Consider the following 15,966-nt stretch of genomic DNA (forward strand, 5'->3'; position numbering starts at 1 on the left):
CGTACTCGGCGGGCCCGGCGATCTCGCAGTCCTCGCAGTAGACGCCGCCCAGGCCGGTGAGGGCGGGCGAGGTGGCCGCCCAGACCTGCGTCGCCGCCCCCTGCTCGGGCGTCTTGAACGTGGGGTTCAGCGGGTTGCCGTCCTCGTCGATCCACCCGAAGGCGACCATCTCCTCCTTGGCGAGGTGGCGCTGCAGCGGGGTGAGGATGCCGCCGGGGTGCAGCGCGAACGCCCGCACGCCCCGCTCGCGGGCCAGCGCGTCCAGCTGGACCGCGAACAGCACGTTGGCGGTCTTGGACTGGCTGTAGGCCGCGAACTTGTCGTACCCGCGGGTGAACTGCACGTCGTCCCAGCGGATGCCGGACCCGTGGTGGCCGCCGGAGGAGACCGACACCACCCGGGCACCGCCGGGCTCCAGCGCGGGCCACAGCAGGTTGGTGAGCGCGTAGTGGCCCAGGTGGTTGGTGGCGAACTGCGCCTCCCAGCCCGGCCCGACGCGCGTCTCGGGGCAGGCCATGATCCCGGCGTTGCCGATGAGGATGTCGAGCCGGCGGCCGGAGGCCAGGAAGCGCTCGGCGAACGCCCGGACGCTGTCCAGGTCGCCGAGGTCCAGTTCGTCCACCTCCACGCCGTCCAGGCCGCCGACCGCCTCCTTGGCGGCGGCGGGCCGCCGGGCCGGGACCACGACACGGGCACCCGCGCCGGCCAGCGCGCGGGTCGTCTCGAGGCCGAGACCCGAGTAACCGCCGGTGACCAGGGCCAGCCGGCCGGACAGGTCGATGCCGTGCAGGACCTCGGCGGCGGTGCTGCGCGGGCCGAACCCGGAACCGATCGCTCGTTGCGGAGTCGTCATGCCGCCGACGCTACGCGCTGGAGCGCGCTCCAGGTCAACCGGCCGGTCCGGGGTGGGGGTAGGGGGGTAAGGTCATCCTAATATAGGTTAGGCTTCCCTAAATCAAAGGAGGCAACGTGACCGAACCCTTCCGGGCCTTCCAGGTCCGGGTGCGGCGCCTGGCGCGGCTCGCGCCCTCCTTCGTCCGGGTGACCTTCACCGGGGACGACCTGGACCGCTTCGCCGACAACGGGCTCGACCAGCGCATCAAGGTCGTGCTGCCCGCGCCGCGCGGCGGCGTCGCGGCGTTCCCGTCCGGGCCCGGATGGCATGCCCGCTGGCGGGCGCAGCCGGACGCCGAGCGCAACCCGATGCGCACCTACACCGTTCGCGCCGTGCGCCCCGCCGCGCGCGAGGTGGACGTCGACTTCGTGGTGCACGGCGACGGCGGGCCGGCCGCCCGCTGGGTGGCCACGGTGGCGCCGGGCGGCGCCGCCGTGCTGCTCGGCCCGGACGCGGCGCATCCCGGCCCGCACGGCGGGGTGGAGTTCCGGCCGCCGGCCGGCTGCGGCACCGTGCTGCTCGCCGGGGACGAGACCGCGGTGCCGGCGATCGTCTCGATCCTGGACCGGCTGCCCGCCGGCCTGTCCGGGGAGGCGCTGATGGAGGTGCCGTGCCGCGAGGACGTGCTGCCGGTCACCGTGCCGGACGCCATGAACGTCTGCTGGCTGCCCCGGGACGGCGCGGCGCGAGGGAGCCTGCTGGTGCCGCAGGTGCGGGCCGCCGCGGGCCGGCTGCTGCCCCGGCGGGCGCCGGCGCCGGTCCCGGACGAGGACGACCGCGCGGCCGGCGAGCTGTGGGAGGTGCCCGAGGAGGCGGCCCCCGCCGGGCAGGCGTACGCGTGGCTGGCCGGCGAGGCGTCACTGATCAGGACGCTGCGCCGGTACCTGGTCGCCGAACGGGGTATGGACCGGCGCGCCGTCGCCTTCATGGGGTACTGGCGGCAGGGTCGCGCGGAGGGCGCGGCCTGACCGAGGGCCGCGATCCGATCGTCCGCCCGCGCCGGTGAGGCGGGCGTGCGGGGGTCTGACCTGGGGCCGGGGTTGGCACTTTGTTTAGGTTAGGCTAACCTAACTTTTATCGAGTCGGCCGAGCCCCGGAGCAGCACATGCCCGCAACCCCCGAGACGCCCGCCGGCCAGGCCGCCGACGCCCTCACCGGCACCGGCCTGCGCCTGGCCTATGGCGGCGCCACCGTGGTGCGCGACGCCGGCATCGCCGTGGCCCCCGCCCAGGTCACCGCCCTGGTCGGCCCGAACGGCAGCGGGAAGTCCACGCTGCTGCGGGCGCTGGCCCGGCTGCACCGGCCGGAGGCGGGCGCCGTCCGGCTCGGCGACGGCACGCTCGCCGCCGACCTGTCGGCCCGCGACTTCGCCCGCCGGGTGACGCTGCTCGCGCAGAGCCTCCCCACCCCCGGCGGGGTGCGGGTCCGCGACATCGTCGGCTACGGCCGGCACCCGCACCGGGGCAGGCTGCGCACCGGCGACCCCGGTGGCGAGCGGGCCGTCGAGCGGGCCATGGAGCTCACCGGGGTCACCGCGATGGCCGGCCGGGCGGTGGACGAGCTGTCCGGCGGCGAACGGCAGCGGGTGTGGCTGGCCACCTGCCTGGCCCAGGACACCGGCGTCCTGCTGCTGGACGAGCCCACCACCTTCCTCGACCTGCGCTACCAGGTCGAGCTGCTGGAACTGGTGCGCGATCTGGCCGACCTGCACGGCGTCGCCGTCGGCGTCGTGCTGCACGACCTGGACCAGGCGGCCGAGATCGCCGATCGGGTCGTCCTGCTGCACGAGGGCCGGGTGCGCGCCGCCGGCCCGCCCGCCGAGGTCCTCACCGAGGCACTGCTGACCGAGGCGTACGGCATCCGCGTCGAGGTCACCACCGACCCCCTCACCGGGACGGTGCGCACCCGGCCGGTCGGCCGCCATCTACTCGCCCGGATGTGAACGAGCAAGTGAAAGGAACACCCATGCGTCCCCTGACGGCGGCCCTCGCCGCCGCCCTCGCCGCGCTCACCGCCCTCACCGGCTGCGGCACCACCGAACCGGCCGCCCCCGCCGCCGCCACCTCGGCCGCCACCCCGACCGACACGGCCACCGCGGCCGGGCCGGTCACCCTCACCGACGGCCTCGGGCGCCAGGTGAAGCTGGACCGGCCGGCCACCCGGGTGGTCGGCCTGGAATGGGGCGAGGCCGAGATGCTGGTGACCCTCGGCGTGATGCCGGTGGGCGTGGCCGACGTCAAGGGCTACGGCACCTGGGTGACCGCCGCCAGGCTCGACGGCTCGGTCAAGGACGTCGGCACCCGCGCCGAGCCCAGCGTCGACTCCATCGCCGCGCTCCAGCCGGACCTGGTCGTCATGGAAGGCGAGCGGGACGCCGCCCTGATCAAGCAGCTGGAGAAGGTCGCCCCGGTGCTGGTGACCAAGGGCAGCGACGCCGCCGGCAACCTCGACCGGATGCGCGGCGACTTCAACATGATCGCCACCGCCGTGGGCCGGACCGCCGTCGCCGGCAAGGTGCTCGCCGACTTCGACGCCGCGCTGGCCGCCGGCCGGCAGAAGATCGACGCGGCCGGCGCCGGCGGCCGCACGTTCGCGATGGCCGACGGATGGAAGCAGGGCAGCACGATCTCGATCCGCCTGTTCGGCAAGGGCGCGCTGGTGTCCGACGTCGCCGAGCGGCTCGGCCTGTCCAACGCCTGGAAGGGCAAGGTCGACGGCGACTGGGGCCTGGGCAACACCGACGTCGAGGGCCTCACCGCGCTCAAGGACAAGGACGTGCGCTTCTTCTACAACGCCTCCGACGGCGAGGACGTCTTCGCCGGCGGGCTCGCCGGCAACGCCATCTGGAAGTCGCTGCCCTTCGTCAAGGCCGGCCAGGTGACCAGGCTGCCCGACGGCATCTGGACCTTCGGCGGGCCGCTGTCGTGCCTGCAGTACGCCGACGCCATGGTGAAGGCCTACGCCGGTTGAGCACGCCGGTCCTGGCCCCTGCGGCACCGGCCGCCCCCGCGCGGCGGCTCGGCACCGCGGGGGCCTTCGCCCTGGCCGTGGCCGCCGTCGCGGTGCTGGCCGCCGTCCATCTGACCCAGGGCACCTCCGGCGTCGGCGCGACGGACATCATCGGGGTGCTCGCCGGCGGGGACGACCAGCAGGCCGCGCGGGTGCTGCTGGCCTCCCGGCTGCCCCGGCTGCTGGCCGCGGTCGCCGTCGGCGTCGCGCTCGGCGCGGCCGGCGCGCTCCTGCAGTCGGTCGCCCGCAACCCGCTCGCCTCGCCGGACACTCTCGGGGTCACCTGGGGCGCCTACTTCGCCGTCGTGGCCGCCACCGCGTTCGGGATCACCGTCCCGCTGCTGCCCGCCGGCGGGCTCGCCTTCCTCGGCGGGCTCGGCGCCGCCGCGCTGGCGCTCGGACTGTCGGCCGGTGGCCGGGCCGGCACCACCCGGCTCATCCTGGCCGGGTCGGCCATCTCGCTGGCCCTGCACTCGCTGGCCATGCTGCTGATGATCCTGTTCGAGCAGCGGACCGCCGGGCTGTACGGCTGGGGCAGCGGCTCGCTGGTGCAGGGCGACCTGGCGGCGGTCACCCGCCTCGGCCCGGTCATCGCGCTGTGCCTGGCCGGCGGCCTGCTGCTCGGCCCCCGGCTGGACATCGCCGCCCTCGGCGACGACACCGCGCACGTCCTCGGCGTCCGGGTGCGGCGGTTGCGCCTGGCCGCGACCGTGCTCGCCGTGCTGCTGTCGGCCGCCGCGGTCACCATCGCCGGGCCGATCGGCTTCGTCGGCCTGTGCGCCCCGGTGATCGTCCGCCTGCTCGGCCGGTGGCTGCCCGGCCTCACCCGGCATCGCGCCCTGCTGCCGATGTCCGCGCTGGCCGGTGCCGTGGTGCTGCTGGCCGCAGACATCGCGCTGCGCGCCGTCCTCGGCGGGCAGGCCGGAGTGGACGTCCCGCCCGGCGTGGTCACCATGATGGCCGGCGCCGCCGTGCTGGTCTGGCTGGCCCGCCGGCACCGCGACGCCGGCCCGGCCCGGCCGCCCGCGGTCCGGGTGACCGGCGGGTCACGTGCCCGGTACCTGACCCTGGCCGCCGGCTGCGCCGCGCTGCTGGCCGGCGCCCTGGTGCTCGGCATGCTCGGCGGCGACACCTGGCTGCTCACCGGCGACCTGGCCAACTGGGTACGCGGCCGCACCGGGCGGGCGCTCACCTACGTCCTGGACCAGCGCTACCCGCGGGTGGCGGCCGCGGCGCTCGGCGGCGCCGCGCTGGCGGTGGCCGGCACCGTCACCCAGGCGGTGTGCCGCAACCCGCTGGCCGAGCCCGGCATCCTCGGGGTGACCGCCGGGGCCGGCGCCGGCGCCGTCGGCATGCTGACCCTGGTGCCCGCCGCCGGCGTCGGCGCCATGTCCGGTGCCGCCGCAGCGGGCGCCGTGCTCGCCTCCGCCGCCGTCTACCTGCTGTCCTGGCGCGGCGGGCTGAGCTCCGACCGGCTGGTGCTGGTCGGCGTGGGCGTGCAGGCGTTCTTCGCCGCCGTCACCGTCCTGGTCATCGTCTCCTCCGACCCGTGGAACACCGCCAAGGCGCTGACCTGGCTGTCCGGCTCCACCTACGGCCGGGTCCCGGCCCAGCTGCTCCCGCTCGCCGTGCTGCTGCCGGCCGCGCTCGCGCTGGCCGCGCTGCTGCGCCGCGACCTGGACCTGCTGGCCCTGGACGAGGACACGCCGCGGGTGCTCGGCGTGCCGCTGGAACCGGTCCGGCTGGCCGCGCTCGGCACGGCGGTGCTGCTCGCCGCGGCCGCGGTGTCCGCCGTCGGGGTGGTGGGGTTCGTCGGCCTGGTGGCCCCGCACGCCGCCCGCGCGCTGACCGGCGGGAGCCACGCCCGGCTGCTGCCGGTGGCGGCGCTGCTCGGCGCGTTGCTGGTCAGCCTGGCCGACACCCTCGGCCGCACGGTCATCGCCCCGGCCCAGGTGCCCGCGGGCCTGGTCACCGCGCTGCTCGGCACCCCCTACTTCGTCTGGCTGCTGTGGCGCTCGTCCGCCGCCCGCCGGTAGGGATCACCGGCCGCCCGGGATCACCAGCCCCGACTCGTAGGCGCGCACCACGAGCTGGGCCCGATCCCGGGCGCCGAGCTTGCCCATCACCCGGCTGACGTGGGTCTTGGCGGTGGCCCGGCTGATCACCAGCTGCCCGGCGATCTCGTCGTTGGACAGGCCGGCCGCCACCAGCCGCAGCACCTCGACCTCGCGCGCGGTGAGCCGCTCCAGGCCGGCCCCGCCCGGCGGCCGGGGCGGGGTGGCGACGTACTCCTCGATCAGCCGCCGGGTCACCGCCGGCGACAGCAGCGCGTCCCCGGCGGCCGCGACCCGCACCGACCGCAGCAGCTCGACCGGCTCGATGTCCTTGAGCAGGAAGCCCGCCGCGCCGGCGCGCAGCGCGGCGAAGACGTACTCGTCCAGGGCGTAGTTGGTGAGGATCACCACCCGGACGCCGCCGAGCGCCGGGTCGGCGCCGATCCGCCGGGTGGCGTCGATCCCGTCGACCAGCGGCATCCGCACGTCCAGCAGCGCCACCCGCGGCCGCAGCCGGCCGCACAGCTCCACCGCCTCGCCGCCGTTGCCCGCCTCGCCGACGACCTCGATGTCGTCCTCGCAGTCCAGCAGGGCCCGGAAGCCGGCCCGGATCAGCGGCTGGTCGTCGGCCAGCACCACCCGGATCATGACTCCGCCCGGGGCAGCTCGGCCCGCACCTCGAACCCGCCCGCCGGGCCGGGCCCGGCCAGCAGCGTCCCGCCCGCGGACACCGCGCGCTCGCGCATCCCGATCAGGCCCATGCCGCGCTCGCTGCCGGGCGCCGCGCCACGCCCGTCGTCGGCCACCCGCAGCACCAGCGTCCGCGGGCGGTACTCGGTCGTCACGGTGACCGCGCCCGCTCCCGCGTGCCGCATCACGTTGGTGAGGGCCTCCTGAGCGATCCGGTAGGCCGCCCGATCCGCTGCCGGCGGCAACGGCCCCGGCTCGCCGACCACGGCCATCCGCACCGGCAGCCCGGCCGCCTCGGCCCGGGCCACCAGCCGGGGCAGCCGGGCCAGCCCGGCCTCGGCCTCACCGGCGTCCGCCTGCCGCAGCACGCCGAGGGTGGCGCGCAGCTCGCGCATCGCCTCGTGCCCGGAGTCCTTGATCGCGGCCAGCGCCGCGCGGGCCTGCTCGGGCCGCCGGTCCAGCAGGTGCGTCGCGACCGCCGCCTGCACGTTGATCACCGAGATGGCGTGGGTCAGGGTGTCGTGCAGCTCCTGGGCGATCCACAGCCGCTCCTCGCCCGCCCGGCGCAGCGCCGCCTCCTCCCGGGTGCGCTCGGCCTCGGCCGCCCGGCGCTCCACCTCCCGCAGGTAGGCGCGGCGGCCGCGGACACTCTCGCCGGCCACCACCATCGCCACCAGCCAGCCGCTGAGCAGGCTCAGCCCGCCCGGCTCGGGGTCGGCGGGCGACAGCGCGACCACCACGCTAAGGCCGCCGGCCAGCGCGACGGCGAGCGTGACCGCCAGCCGGCGCCGGCCGAGCGCGGCCGCCGTGTAGATCGTCACCATGACGGGACCGAGGGCGAAGATGCCCGGGTAGCCGGCGGCGTAGTACAGGACGGCGCTGCCCGCGGTCACCGGCCCGGCCACCGCCGGAGCGGCGCGCCGGGCGGCGAGGAAGAGCGCCGAGACCACCAGCAGCACGACACCGGACCCGTCCAGCGGGCGTTCCGGCATGCCGGAGGCCGACAGCCGGCCGTAGGTGGCGCCCACCGCGAACACGGCCGTTCCCACCGCGAGCAGGACGTCCGCCCGCCGGTCACTCACCTTCACCCGCAAACCGTAGGCCATCGGGCGCGGCCGTCCCCAGCCCTCCGGGTCGTGGATCCGGCCTGCGCCCCCGGTCGTACATCGCGGCGCCGCGCGCCCGCGGGTACTCCACCGGATGTACGCGGCGGAGCCGACCGGGGGGCGACGATCTCCGGCCGCCCGGCACGGGAGCCTGCCGGGCATGAACGTTCCCTCTCCCGGCGCGCCGTTCCCGGCGCCCGGCTGGATCGCCTGGCCGCTGCGCGCCACGGCCACCCTGCACCTGGCCGGCGTGCTCGGGCAGGCGGCGCTGGCCGGGCTGTTCGTCACCGGCGACGCCGACCTGCTGGACTGGCACCGCGGCAACGGCGGCTTCACCCACGCCCTGCTGTACCTGCAGCTCGCCGCCGCGGTCCTGCTGTGGCGGCCCGTTCGCGGGCCGGGCCTGGCCGCCGCGGCGAGCGTCCTGCTGGTCGCCGCCGAGACGCTGCAGATCTTCTTCGGGCAGGAGCGGATCCTGGCCGGGCACTTCCCGCTCGGCATGGCCGACTTCGGCGCCTCGGCGCTGCTGGCCGCCTACACCTGGCTGCGGGTCCGCCCGACGGCGCGGACCGGGGGTGCGCGGTGGACCCGGCGCGGCGCGTGACGGTGTCGCGGCGCGGCCTGCTGCGGCTGGCCGGCGCCGCCGGACTGGCCGCCGCGGCCGGGTGCGGGGAGACCGCGGGGGAGACCCTGAGCAGCGAGCTACGGCCGCCGGCCCCGTTCACCGTGCCGCTGCCGGTGCCGCCCGTCGCGGTCCCGGTGCGGCCCGGCCGCTACGAGCTGGCGCAGCGCGCCGCCCGGGTGGAGATCATCCCGGGCACGACGACCGAGATCTGGGGCTTCGGCGGCACCTTCCCCGGACCCACCCTGCGGCTGCGGCGCGGCGAGCGCGCCGTCGTGCGGGTGCGCAACGAACTGCCGGTGCCCACCTCGACCCACCTGCACGGCGGGGTGGTGCCGCCGGAGTCCGACGGGTACCCCACCGACCTGGTGGCACCGGCCGGCCACCGCCCGCCGGCCGCGCCGGGGGGACACCACGGGGCGGATGGCACCGCGGTGACCTGGCACGACGGGGCCAAGGACTACGTCTACCCGGTGCGGCAGCGGGCGGCCACCCTGTGGTACCACGACCACCGGATGGACTTCACCGGCCCGCAGGTCTGGCGCGGCCTGGCCGGCTTCGCCCTGATCGGGGACGTCGAGGAGGACGAGCTGCCGCTGCCCGCGGGCGAGCGGGACGTGCCGCTGATGATCTGCGACCGCGCCTTCGCCGCCGACGGCTCCTTCCGATACCCCGCGCTGGACCCCGCCCTGCGGGAGACCCCCGGGGTGCGCGGGGACTTCATGGAGGGCGTCCAGGGCGACGTGATCCTGGTCAACGGGGCACCGTGGCCGGTGCTGGAGGTGGCGGCGGCCCGCTACCGGCTGCGGCTGCTCAACGCCTCCAACGCCCGGCGCTACCGGCTGGCGCTCACCGGCGGTGCCCGGTTTGTCCAGATCGGTAGTGATCTGGGGCTGCTCGGCGCGCCCGCCGTACGGGACACCATCACCTTGGCCCCGGCCGAGCGGGCCGACGTGGTCGTGGACTTCTCCGGCCACCGGCCCGGCGCGGTGGTGACGATGGTCAACCGGTTCGGCGCCGGCCCGACCCGGGACGTGATGCGCTTCCAGGTCACCCGCCGGGTGCGGGACGACAGCGCGGTGCCCGCCCGGCTGCCCGCCCTGGAACCCGCGGTCCCGGGCGACGCGGCGGCGCGCCGCAGGTTCGACTTCCGCCGCACCGGCCAGGGCGGCGCGGCCGCCTGGACGATCAACGGGCGCCGGTTCCGGCCGGGGGAGCCGCTGGCCCGGCCCCGGCTGGGCACCGCCGAGGTGTGGCGGCTGGTCAGCGACTTCCACCATCCGGTCCACGTGCACCTGGCCCGCCTGCGGGTGCTGGCCCGCGGCGGCCGGGCGCCGGGCCCGGCGGACGCGGGCTGGAAGGACACCGTGGACGTGCGGCCGTACGAGGTGGTCGACGTTCTCGCCCGCTTCGAGGGGTACCGGGGGCGGTACATGATGCACTGCCACAACCTCGAACACGAGGACATGGCGATGATGGCGGATTTCGAAGTGGTCTGACCGGGTCGCGCGGAGCGGGCCCCGCCGGGAATGCACCCGGCAGGGCCCGAGCCGATTCAACGGTTCAGCAGATCAGGTGAAATTGACGTCGCTGCAGAAGAAGAACGTCTGGTCAAAGTGCGAGGCCTGCCAGATCGTGTAGAACACCGCACGGCCGCTGCGCCCGGAGAGGTTCACCGGGATGTTGTAGTACTCGGCCGGCGCGTACCTGGCGGTCTTGGTCACCAGCTGCAGGTCGCCCCAGGTGAGCTTCTGGGTCAGCGGATTGAAGCCCTGCTTGGTGACGTACACCAGGATGTAGTCCGCGCCGTGCCGCGCCTGGTCCTGCAGTTTGATGGTGAGGCCGGCGCGGACGTTGGTCGCCTTCCAGTCTCCGGGGTTGTCCATGGCGCGGTACCGGCCGGCCTCGGTGCGTCCGGCGCTGCACAGCTGACCATCGGGAATGACGGCCTGGAAGTTGCCCGCCGCGCCCTCCCGGTACAGGCCGTTCCAGTTCCACATGGCGTTGACGTCGGTCTGCCAGGCCTGCCAGCACATCGGGTCCTGCTGGGCCATGGCCGGGTTCTGGAAGTCGCTGCCCCAGCGCAGCCAGCACCCGTAGTTGCGGGAGGCGGGGTCGACCACCGAGCCGTGCGCGGACGCGGCGGTGGCCAGCGGGACGATCGCGAGCAACGCGAGGGCGAGCGCCGCCAGGGCCCGGGGTATGAGCCTGCGGCGAGTGCGGGAAAAGGGTCGCTTCATCGGGGGTCTCCTGATTCTCGGTGGTGGTGTACCGATTCCGGGAGCGCATCCGAAGTTTATCCCTGACCGGTGGCCGTCCGAAAGATTTACCGCTTAAGGTGAAACTTTCATAATGCCACAACTCGTTTCCGCCCGCCCCTGTCGCAGCCCTTTCGTGCGCTACGCCCAACTCAAGATCGTTCGGCATTCGATGGCACCGCTGCAGCGCCGGGTCCTGGAACTCCGGGACGATCTCACGGCTTATGACGGCATGTATGTGGCGCTCGCCGAGGCGCTGCGGCTTCCGCTGCTGACCGATGACGCCAAGTTCGCCGGTTCGGTGGGTCACCGGGCGGAGATCCACCGTTATCCACCACCCCGGTGAGGCCGGGATGAGGGAGGGCTCCGCCGGGGGCAGGCCGGCGGAGCCCTCCGGGTGCGTCAGACGAAGTTGACGTCACTGCAGATGAAGTAGGTCTGGTCCATGTGCGAGGCCTGCCAGATCGTGTAGATCAGGGCGCGGCCGCTGCGGCCCGGGATGTTGACCGGGATGCTGTAGTTCTGGCTCTGGCCGTACCGGCCGGTGCGGGTCACCAGCTGCAGGTCGTTCCAGCCGAGCGCCCGGGTGCTGGGGTCGACGCCGGGCTTGGAGACGTAGACCAGGAAGTAGTCGGCGCCGTGGCTGGCCTGGTCGTACAACTTGATGGTGATGTTGGCGCCGACGTTGGTGGTCTTCCAGGCGCCCACGGTGTCCATCGCGTTATAGCGGCCGCCCTCGGTGTGGCCGCCGCTGCACAGCTGTCCGTTGGGCACGACGGCCTGGAAGTTGCCGGCCGAGCCGTTGCGGTAGAGCCCGTTCCAGTTCCACATGGCCTGGGGTTCGGCCTGCCAGGCCTGCGCGCACATCGGGTCGGTCTGCGCCATGTTGGGGTTGAGGTGGTCGCTACCCCAGCGCTGCCAGCAGCCGTAGTTGCGGGAGGCCGGGTCGATCACCGAACCGTGCGCGGACGCGGTGGTGGCCAGCGAGAGGACCGAGAGCAGCGCGAGGACGAGCACGGCCAGCGGCCGCGACACCGGACCGATGCGGCGGGCGCGACCGGCACGGTGGGGGGAGTGTGACATCTGGCGATCTCCTGTGTTTCGGCGGAGGGGAACCGAGCTTTGGGAGCGCCCCCCAAAGCTAACCCTGACTGAGTGCTGTTGGAAAGTCTGACGAGTGAAGTTGAAAGTTTCAGCATTCGCCTTCCGGTCGCCGTGCACAGCGCAACCGGCCGGTGGCGGACGGTGCGGCTTTCCGGGACACTCGCACTGATCACCGGAAACCCGCGGCGGAAGGACGGCACATGACTCACCCGGTCGTGTCCCGCGAGGAATGGCTGGCCGCGCGCCGGCTGCTGCTCGAACAGGAGAAGGAGGCGACGCGCTTACTCGACGAGGTGCGCGCGCGGCGCCGGGCGCTGCCCATGGTGGCGGTCGAGAAGGACTACCGCTTCACCGGGCCGGACGGCCCGGCCGGGCTGGCCGACCTGTTCGAGGGACGGCGCCAGCTCATCGTGTACCACTTCATGTTCGCCCCCGACTGGGAGGAGGGCTGCACCAGCTGCTCGCTGCTGGTCGACAACATCGGCCACCTGGCGCACCTGCACGGCGCGGACACCACGCTGGCGCTGGTGTCCCGGGCACCGGCCGAGAAGATCGCGGCGTTCCGGGCCCGGATGGGCTGGCAGGTTCCCTGGTACTCCTCGCACGGCGATGACTTCAACTACGACTTCCACGCCAGCAACGACGAGCAGGTCGCGCCGGTCGAGTACAACTACTACGACAAGGCCGCCCTGGAACGGCGCGGGCTGCACTTCTTCACCAAGGGCGAGGGGCACGCGGCCAGCGTCTTCGTCCGCGACGGGGACGGCCCGGACGCGCGGGTGCTGCACAGCTACTCCTGCTACGGCCGCGGCCCGGAGCTGCTGGTCGGCACGTTCAACTACCTGGACCTGACCCCGTCCGGCCGGCAACGGCACATCAGCGAGTTCCCGCACCACGACCGGTACGGTGCGGCCTCCGGCGGTACCTGTCACTGAGCCGTCCGGGCGGTCGTTCCACGTCCTCGAATCGGAAATCTCAGCGTTTTTTAAGACGGCGCGCGTTGGCGGGCTGACCTGGCCGAAAGCGGAGGTGCCCAAGGTCGCGGCCGTTCGGCGGGGTGGCATGGCCCGGGGTCGAAGGGGCAGGCTGTCTCGCCGGGGGCCTGCGCGGTAAGGCTTCCCGTCAAGGAGACGCGACGACACGCTGGACCCGCTGAGGACATGGGAGGACATGGTGACATCGACCAACCGTGACACGCCGGACGCACCCCGGAGCGAGGGGAGGGTGCCGCGCCGGGGCATCCCGCGGCCGCTGTTCGTCGCCGCCACCGCGGTGCTGCTCACCTCCGGCGGCATCGGGGTGGCGGCGGCCTCGGCGGGCTCGCCGGTGACCCCGCCGCCGGTGGAGACGCCGACGCCCACCGCGTCCGGCGAGCCGACGCCCCCGCCCACCGGCGTTCCCACCCCGCCCGCCACCGACATCCCCACTCCGACTCCGCCGACCACGCCGAGCCCGACGCCGCCGCCGGTCAGCACGGCGCGGCCCACCGCGCATCCGCTGCAGTTCTCCGGGGCGCTGCACGGCGAGGCGACCGCGGGGACCAAGGACCCATGCGTCTTCGTCACGGTGCTCGCCCAGACCGGCGAGGCGACCGTGGTGTCGGAGGACTCGCTCACCGTGCGCAGCGCCGACGGCTTCGAGCAGACCTACGCGCTGTCCGACGCCACCCGGGTCGTCGCCGGCAAGCGCGGCAACGGCGACGTGCGGCAGGGCGACCAGGTCTCGCTCACCGCCACCTACCAGCCGGCCGGGCTGACCGCCGCCTACGTCTACGACCTGTCCCGCCAGCCGAAGTCCCGCGGCCACGTCCGGTGGTACCTGGGGCACGCCGTGCCGCCCGGCCCCGCCGCGTGGCGGACCCCGCAGCCCTGCCCGACCCCGTCACCGACCCCGACCGAGAGCCCCACCGAGCAGCCGACGGAGACGCCGCCGGTGCCCACCCCGACCGGTACCGAGGTCCCGACGCCCGAGCCCACCGACTCGGCCACCCCCGTCCCGACCGAGACCGCGCCGGCTCCCGGCTCGTAGCCGGGCGTTCGGGCCGGCCCGCCTCGCACTCCGCCCGCCGTCTCAGCCGACCGGTGCGTCCGGCCGCGGGACGGCCGCGGATGCGGGGGCCGGCGCCGCGGCGCGGTGCGGCAGCGTGCCGGCCACCAGGAGCGCGGCGGTGAGCAGGCCGGCGCCGACGAGGAAGGCCAGCCGGTAGCCGGCGGTGAGGGCCGCGTCCGGGGCGGCGCCGGCGTCGAGCAGGCCACCGGTGCGCGCGGCGGCCAGCGTGGACAGCACCGCGACGCCCAGGGCCATGCCGATCTGCTGGGTGGTGTTGAACAGCCCTGACACCAGACCGGCGTCATGCTCGCCGGCACCGGACATGCCGAGCGTGGTCAGCGCGGGCAGCGCGAGCCCGAAGCCGGCGGCCAGCAGCATCACCGGCAGCAGGTCGGTCGGGTAGCGGGCGCCGACGGGCAGCCGGGCGAGCAGCAGGAGCATGGCGATCAGCAGGATGAGGCCGGTGACCAGCACGGCGCGCTCGCCGAACCGCGCGTTCAGCCGGGCCGACAGGCCGAGCGACACCACCCCTATGCCGGCCGCCGCCGGGAGCATGGCCAGCCCGGTGCCCGCCGCGCCGTACCCCAGCACCTTCTGCAGGTACAGCGCGAGGAGGACCTGGAAGGCGAACAGCGCGGCGACCATCAGCGCCTGGACGACGTTGGCCCCGGTGACGGCTCGGGACCGCAGGACGCGCGGCGGCATCAGCGGGTGGCGCGCGGTGGCCTGGCGGACCGCGAACCCGGCCAGCAGGGCGACGGCCAGCACGCCGCGGGCGATGGTGGCCGCGGACGGGTGTTCCTGCTCGCCGGCCGTGATGACGGTGGAGATGCCCAGCATCAGGCCGGCGGTGACCAGTAGCGCGCCGGCCACGTCGGCGCCGGCCCGCAGGCCGAGGCCGCGGTCGGCGGGCAGCGCGCGGACCGCGACGGCGAGCGAGACGGCGCCGATGGGCAGGTTGATAAGGAAGATCCAGTGCCAGTTCAGCGCCTCGGTGAGCACGCCGCCGAGCACCTGGCCGATCGAGGCGCCGGCCGCGCCGGTGAAGGCGAAGACGGCCAGGGCGCGGGACCGTTCCCGGGGTTCGGTGAACATGGTCACCAGGATGCCGAGGCCGACCGCGGAGGCCATCGCGCTGCCGGCCCCCTGCAGGAACCGCGCGGCGACCAGCAGCGCGGGAGTGGTGGCCGCGCCGGCCAGCACCGAGGCCGCGGTGAACACGGCGGTGCCGGCCAGGAACATCCGTTTGCGGCCGATCAGGTCGCCGAGCCGCCCGGCGAGCAGCAGCAGGCTGCCGTAGGCGACCAGGTAGGCGTTGACGACCCAGCTGAGGCCGGCCGGGGAGAAGCGGAGGTCGTCCTGGATGGCGGGCATGGCCACCGTGACGATGCTGCCGTCCAGAATGATCATCAGGGTGCCGGCGGCGATGACGCCGAGGGCGAGCCGCCGGGAACGCGCGCCCGGCGGGGCGGCGGCGGACGGGGTGGAGGTCTGGGGCCGTGCGGACATGGTGTCTCCTCATCAAGCGATGAAGAGACCGTAGCAGATGGTTTTGTTGTAGACGATATGCGGGATCACTTCTCCGGCCGCCGGGCACGGCGCACCGGGCGCCCGCTCTCCACCGGCGTGGCCAGGTGCCCGGTGACCAGGCGGTCCATCACGCGCAGGAACACCTCCCGCTCCTGCTCGGTCAGCGCGGCCAGCACCTGCTCGTGCACCCGGTCCACGATCCGCCGGCTGCGCTCGGCGACCCGCGCCCCCTCCGGGGTGACCGCGATGATCCGGGCCCGCCGGTCGGTGGCCGAGGGGCGGCGCTCGGCCAGCCCCGCCTTCTCCAGCGCGTCCACGGTGACCACCATCGTGGTCTTGTCCATGTCGCCGATCTCGGCCAGCTGGATCTGGGTGCGCTCCTCCTCCAGCGCGTGCACCAGAACGCAGTGCATCCGCGTCGTCAGCCCCACCTCGGCCAGCGCCGCCGCCATCCGGGTGCGCAGGACGTGACCGGTGTGGTCCAGCAGGTAGGACAGATCTGGCGTGGTGCCCGCCGATGCCATCGCCGTCATGCCACCAGCCTATGGGCCGTGTACTAGCGTGTGCCACCTGCGGTGGGTGACCGCGCGGTGTGCTTCGACCGCGATGGGGCAGTGGTGCCGATCGAACCGGTGCGCGCCCAGGTGCG

The 15,966-nt window shown here is 74.7% G+C and carries 16 protein-coding genes; 9 read left to right on the top strand and 7 right to left on the bottom strand.

Annotated elements, in window-relative coordinates; genetic code table 11:
* On the bottom strand, positions 1-853 hold an 853-nt coding region (locus tag Sru01_RS09835; RefSeq protein WP_203983665.1), incomplete at its 3' end, for an SDR family NAD(P)-dependent oxidoreductase.
* Between the two features lie 116 nt (positions 854-969).
* On the opposite strand from Sru01_RS09835, the gene Sru01_RS09840 reads away from it, so the two are divergent.
* From Sru01_RS09840 to Sru01_RS09855, 4 genes are all read left to right on the top strand, one after another.
* Positions 970-1,863 (top strand): siderophore-interacting protein, encoded by an 894-nt coding sequence (locus tag Sru01_RS09840; protein ID WP_203983668.1) that lies wholly within the window; start codon positions 970-972, stop codon positions 1,861-1,863.
* A gap of 137 nt (positions 1,864-2,000) precedes the next feature.
* Complete coding sequence (locus Sru01_RS09845; protein WP_203983670.1) at positions 2,001-2,837, top strand: ABC transporter ATP-binding protein; 837 nt, start codon at positions 2,001-2,003, stop codon at positions 2,835-2,837.
* 23 nt (positions 2,838-2,860) lie between these two features.
* Positions 2,861-3,865, top strand: coding sequence for an ABC transporter substrate-binding protein (locus Sru01_RS09850; RefSeq protein WP_203983672.1), 1,005 nt, complete (start codon positions 2,861-2,863; stop codon positions 3,863-3,865).
* Entirely contained in the window at positions 3,862-5,940 is a 2,079-nt protein-coding gene (locus Sru01_RS09855) for an iron ABC transporter permease (protein WP_203983674.1), read from the top strand. Before Sru01_RS09850 ends, Sru01_RS09855 begins: the two co-directional genes overlap by 4 nt.
* A 3-nt stretch (positions 5,941-5,943) precedes the next feature.
* On the opposite strand, the gene Sru01_RS09860 is transcribed toward Sru01_RS09855, so the two are convergent.
* Positions 5,944-6,606, bottom strand: a complete 663-nt coding sequence (locus Sru01_RS09860) for a response regulator (RefSeq protein ID WP_203983675.1) — start codon at positions 6,604-6,606, stop codon at positions 5,944-5,946.
* Positions 6,603-7,736 (bottom strand): sensor histidine kinase, encoded by a 1,134-nt coding sequence (locus tag Sru01_RS09865; protein ID WP_239137209.1) that lies wholly within the window; start codon positions 7,734-7,736, stop codon positions 6,603-6,605. Before Sru01_RS09865 ends, Sru01_RS09860 begins: the two co-directional genes overlap by 4 nt.
* Before the next feature lie 178 nt (positions 7,737-7,914).
* Between Sru01_RS09865 and Sru01_RS09870 the strand changes: the two genes are divergently transcribed.
* Both Sru01_RS09870 and Sru01_RS09875 read left to right on the top strand, forming a co-directional pair.
* Positions 7,915-8,358: a hypothetical protein gene (locus tag Sru01_RS09870; RefSeq protein ID WP_203983677.1), complete on the top strand. Its 444-nt coding sequence runs from the start codon at positions 7,915-7,917 to the stop codon at positions 8,356-8,358.
* Entirely contained in the window at positions 8,355-9,875 is a 1,521-nt protein-coding gene (locus tag Sru01_RS09875) for a multicopper oxidase family protein (RefSeq protein WP_239137211.1), read from the top strand. The genes Sru01_RS09870 and Sru01_RS09875 overlap by 4 nt, the downstream gene beginning before the upstream one ends.
* Before the next feature lie 72 nt (positions 9,876-9,947).
* On the opposite strand, the gene Sru01_RS09880 is transcribed toward Sru01_RS09875, so the two are convergent.
* Entirely contained in the window at positions 9,948-10,616 is a 669-nt protein-coding gene (locus Sru01_RS09880; RefSeq protein ID WP_203983678.1) for a lytic polysaccharide monooxygenase auxiliary activity family 9 protein, read from the bottom strand.
* Between the two features lie 112 nt (positions 10,617-10,728).
* Between Sru01_RS09880 and Sru01_RS09885 the strand changes: the two genes are divergently transcribed.
* Positions 10,729-10,980, top strand: a complete 252-nt coding sequence (locus tag Sru01_RS09885) for a type II toxin-antitoxin system VapC family toxin (protein ID WP_203983679.1) — start codon at positions 10,729-10,731, stop codon at positions 10,978-10,980.
* Positions 10,981-11,036: 56 nt separating this feature from the next.
* Here the strand turns inward: Sru01_RS09885 and Sru01_RS09890 are convergent, their stop codons facing one another.
* Positions 11,037-11,717 (bottom strand): lytic polysaccharide monooxygenase auxiliary activity family 9 protein, encoded by a 681-nt coding sequence (locus tag Sru01_RS09890; protein WP_203983680.1) that lies wholly within the window; start codon positions 11,715-11,717, stop codon positions 11,037-11,039.
* Positions 11,718-11,938: 221 nt separating this feature from the next.
* Here Sru01_RS09890 and Sru01_RS09895 point away from each other — a divergent pair, with 221 nt between their 5' ends.
* Positions 11,939-12,673 (top strand): DUF899 domain-containing protein, encoded by a 735-nt coding sequence (locus Sru01_RS09895; protein WP_203983682.1) that lies wholly within the window; start codon positions 11,939-11,941, stop codon positions 12,671-12,673.
* A gap of 235 nt (positions 12,674-12,908) precedes the next feature.
* Positions 12,909-13,766 carry a hypothetical protein gene (locus tag Sru01_RS36165; RefSeq protein ID WP_203983684.1) on the top strand — a complete coding sequence of 286 codons (858 nt, stop codon included), beginning with the start codon at positions 12,909-12,911 and terminating at the stop codon, positions 13,764-13,766.
* A gap of 42 nt (positions 13,767-13,808) precedes the next feature.
* Here the strand turns inward: Sru01_RS36165 and Sru01_RS09905 are convergent, their stop codons facing one another.
* On the bottom strand, positions 13,809-15,296 hold the full coding sequence (locus Sru01_RS09905; protein WP_203983686.1) for an MFS transporter: 1,488 nt from the start codon (positions 15,294-15,296) through the stop codon (positions 13,809-13,811).
* Between the two features lie 65 nt (positions 15,297-15,361).
* The gene (locus Sru01_RS09910) at positions 15,362-15,850 is read right to left on the bottom strand and encodes a MarR family winged helix-turn-helix transcriptional regulator (RefSeq protein ID WP_203983688.1); all 489 of its coding nucleotides are present in this window, start codon (positions 15,848-15,850) and stop codon (positions 15,362-15,364) included.
* Positions 15,851-15,966: the final 116 nt, after the last annotated feature.

Source organism: Sphaerisporangium rufum, assembly GCF_016863395.1.
Classification (GTDB): domain Bacteria; phylum Actinomycetota; class Actinomycetes; order Streptosporangiales; family Streptosporangiaceae; genus Sphaerisporangium; species Sphaerisporangium rufum.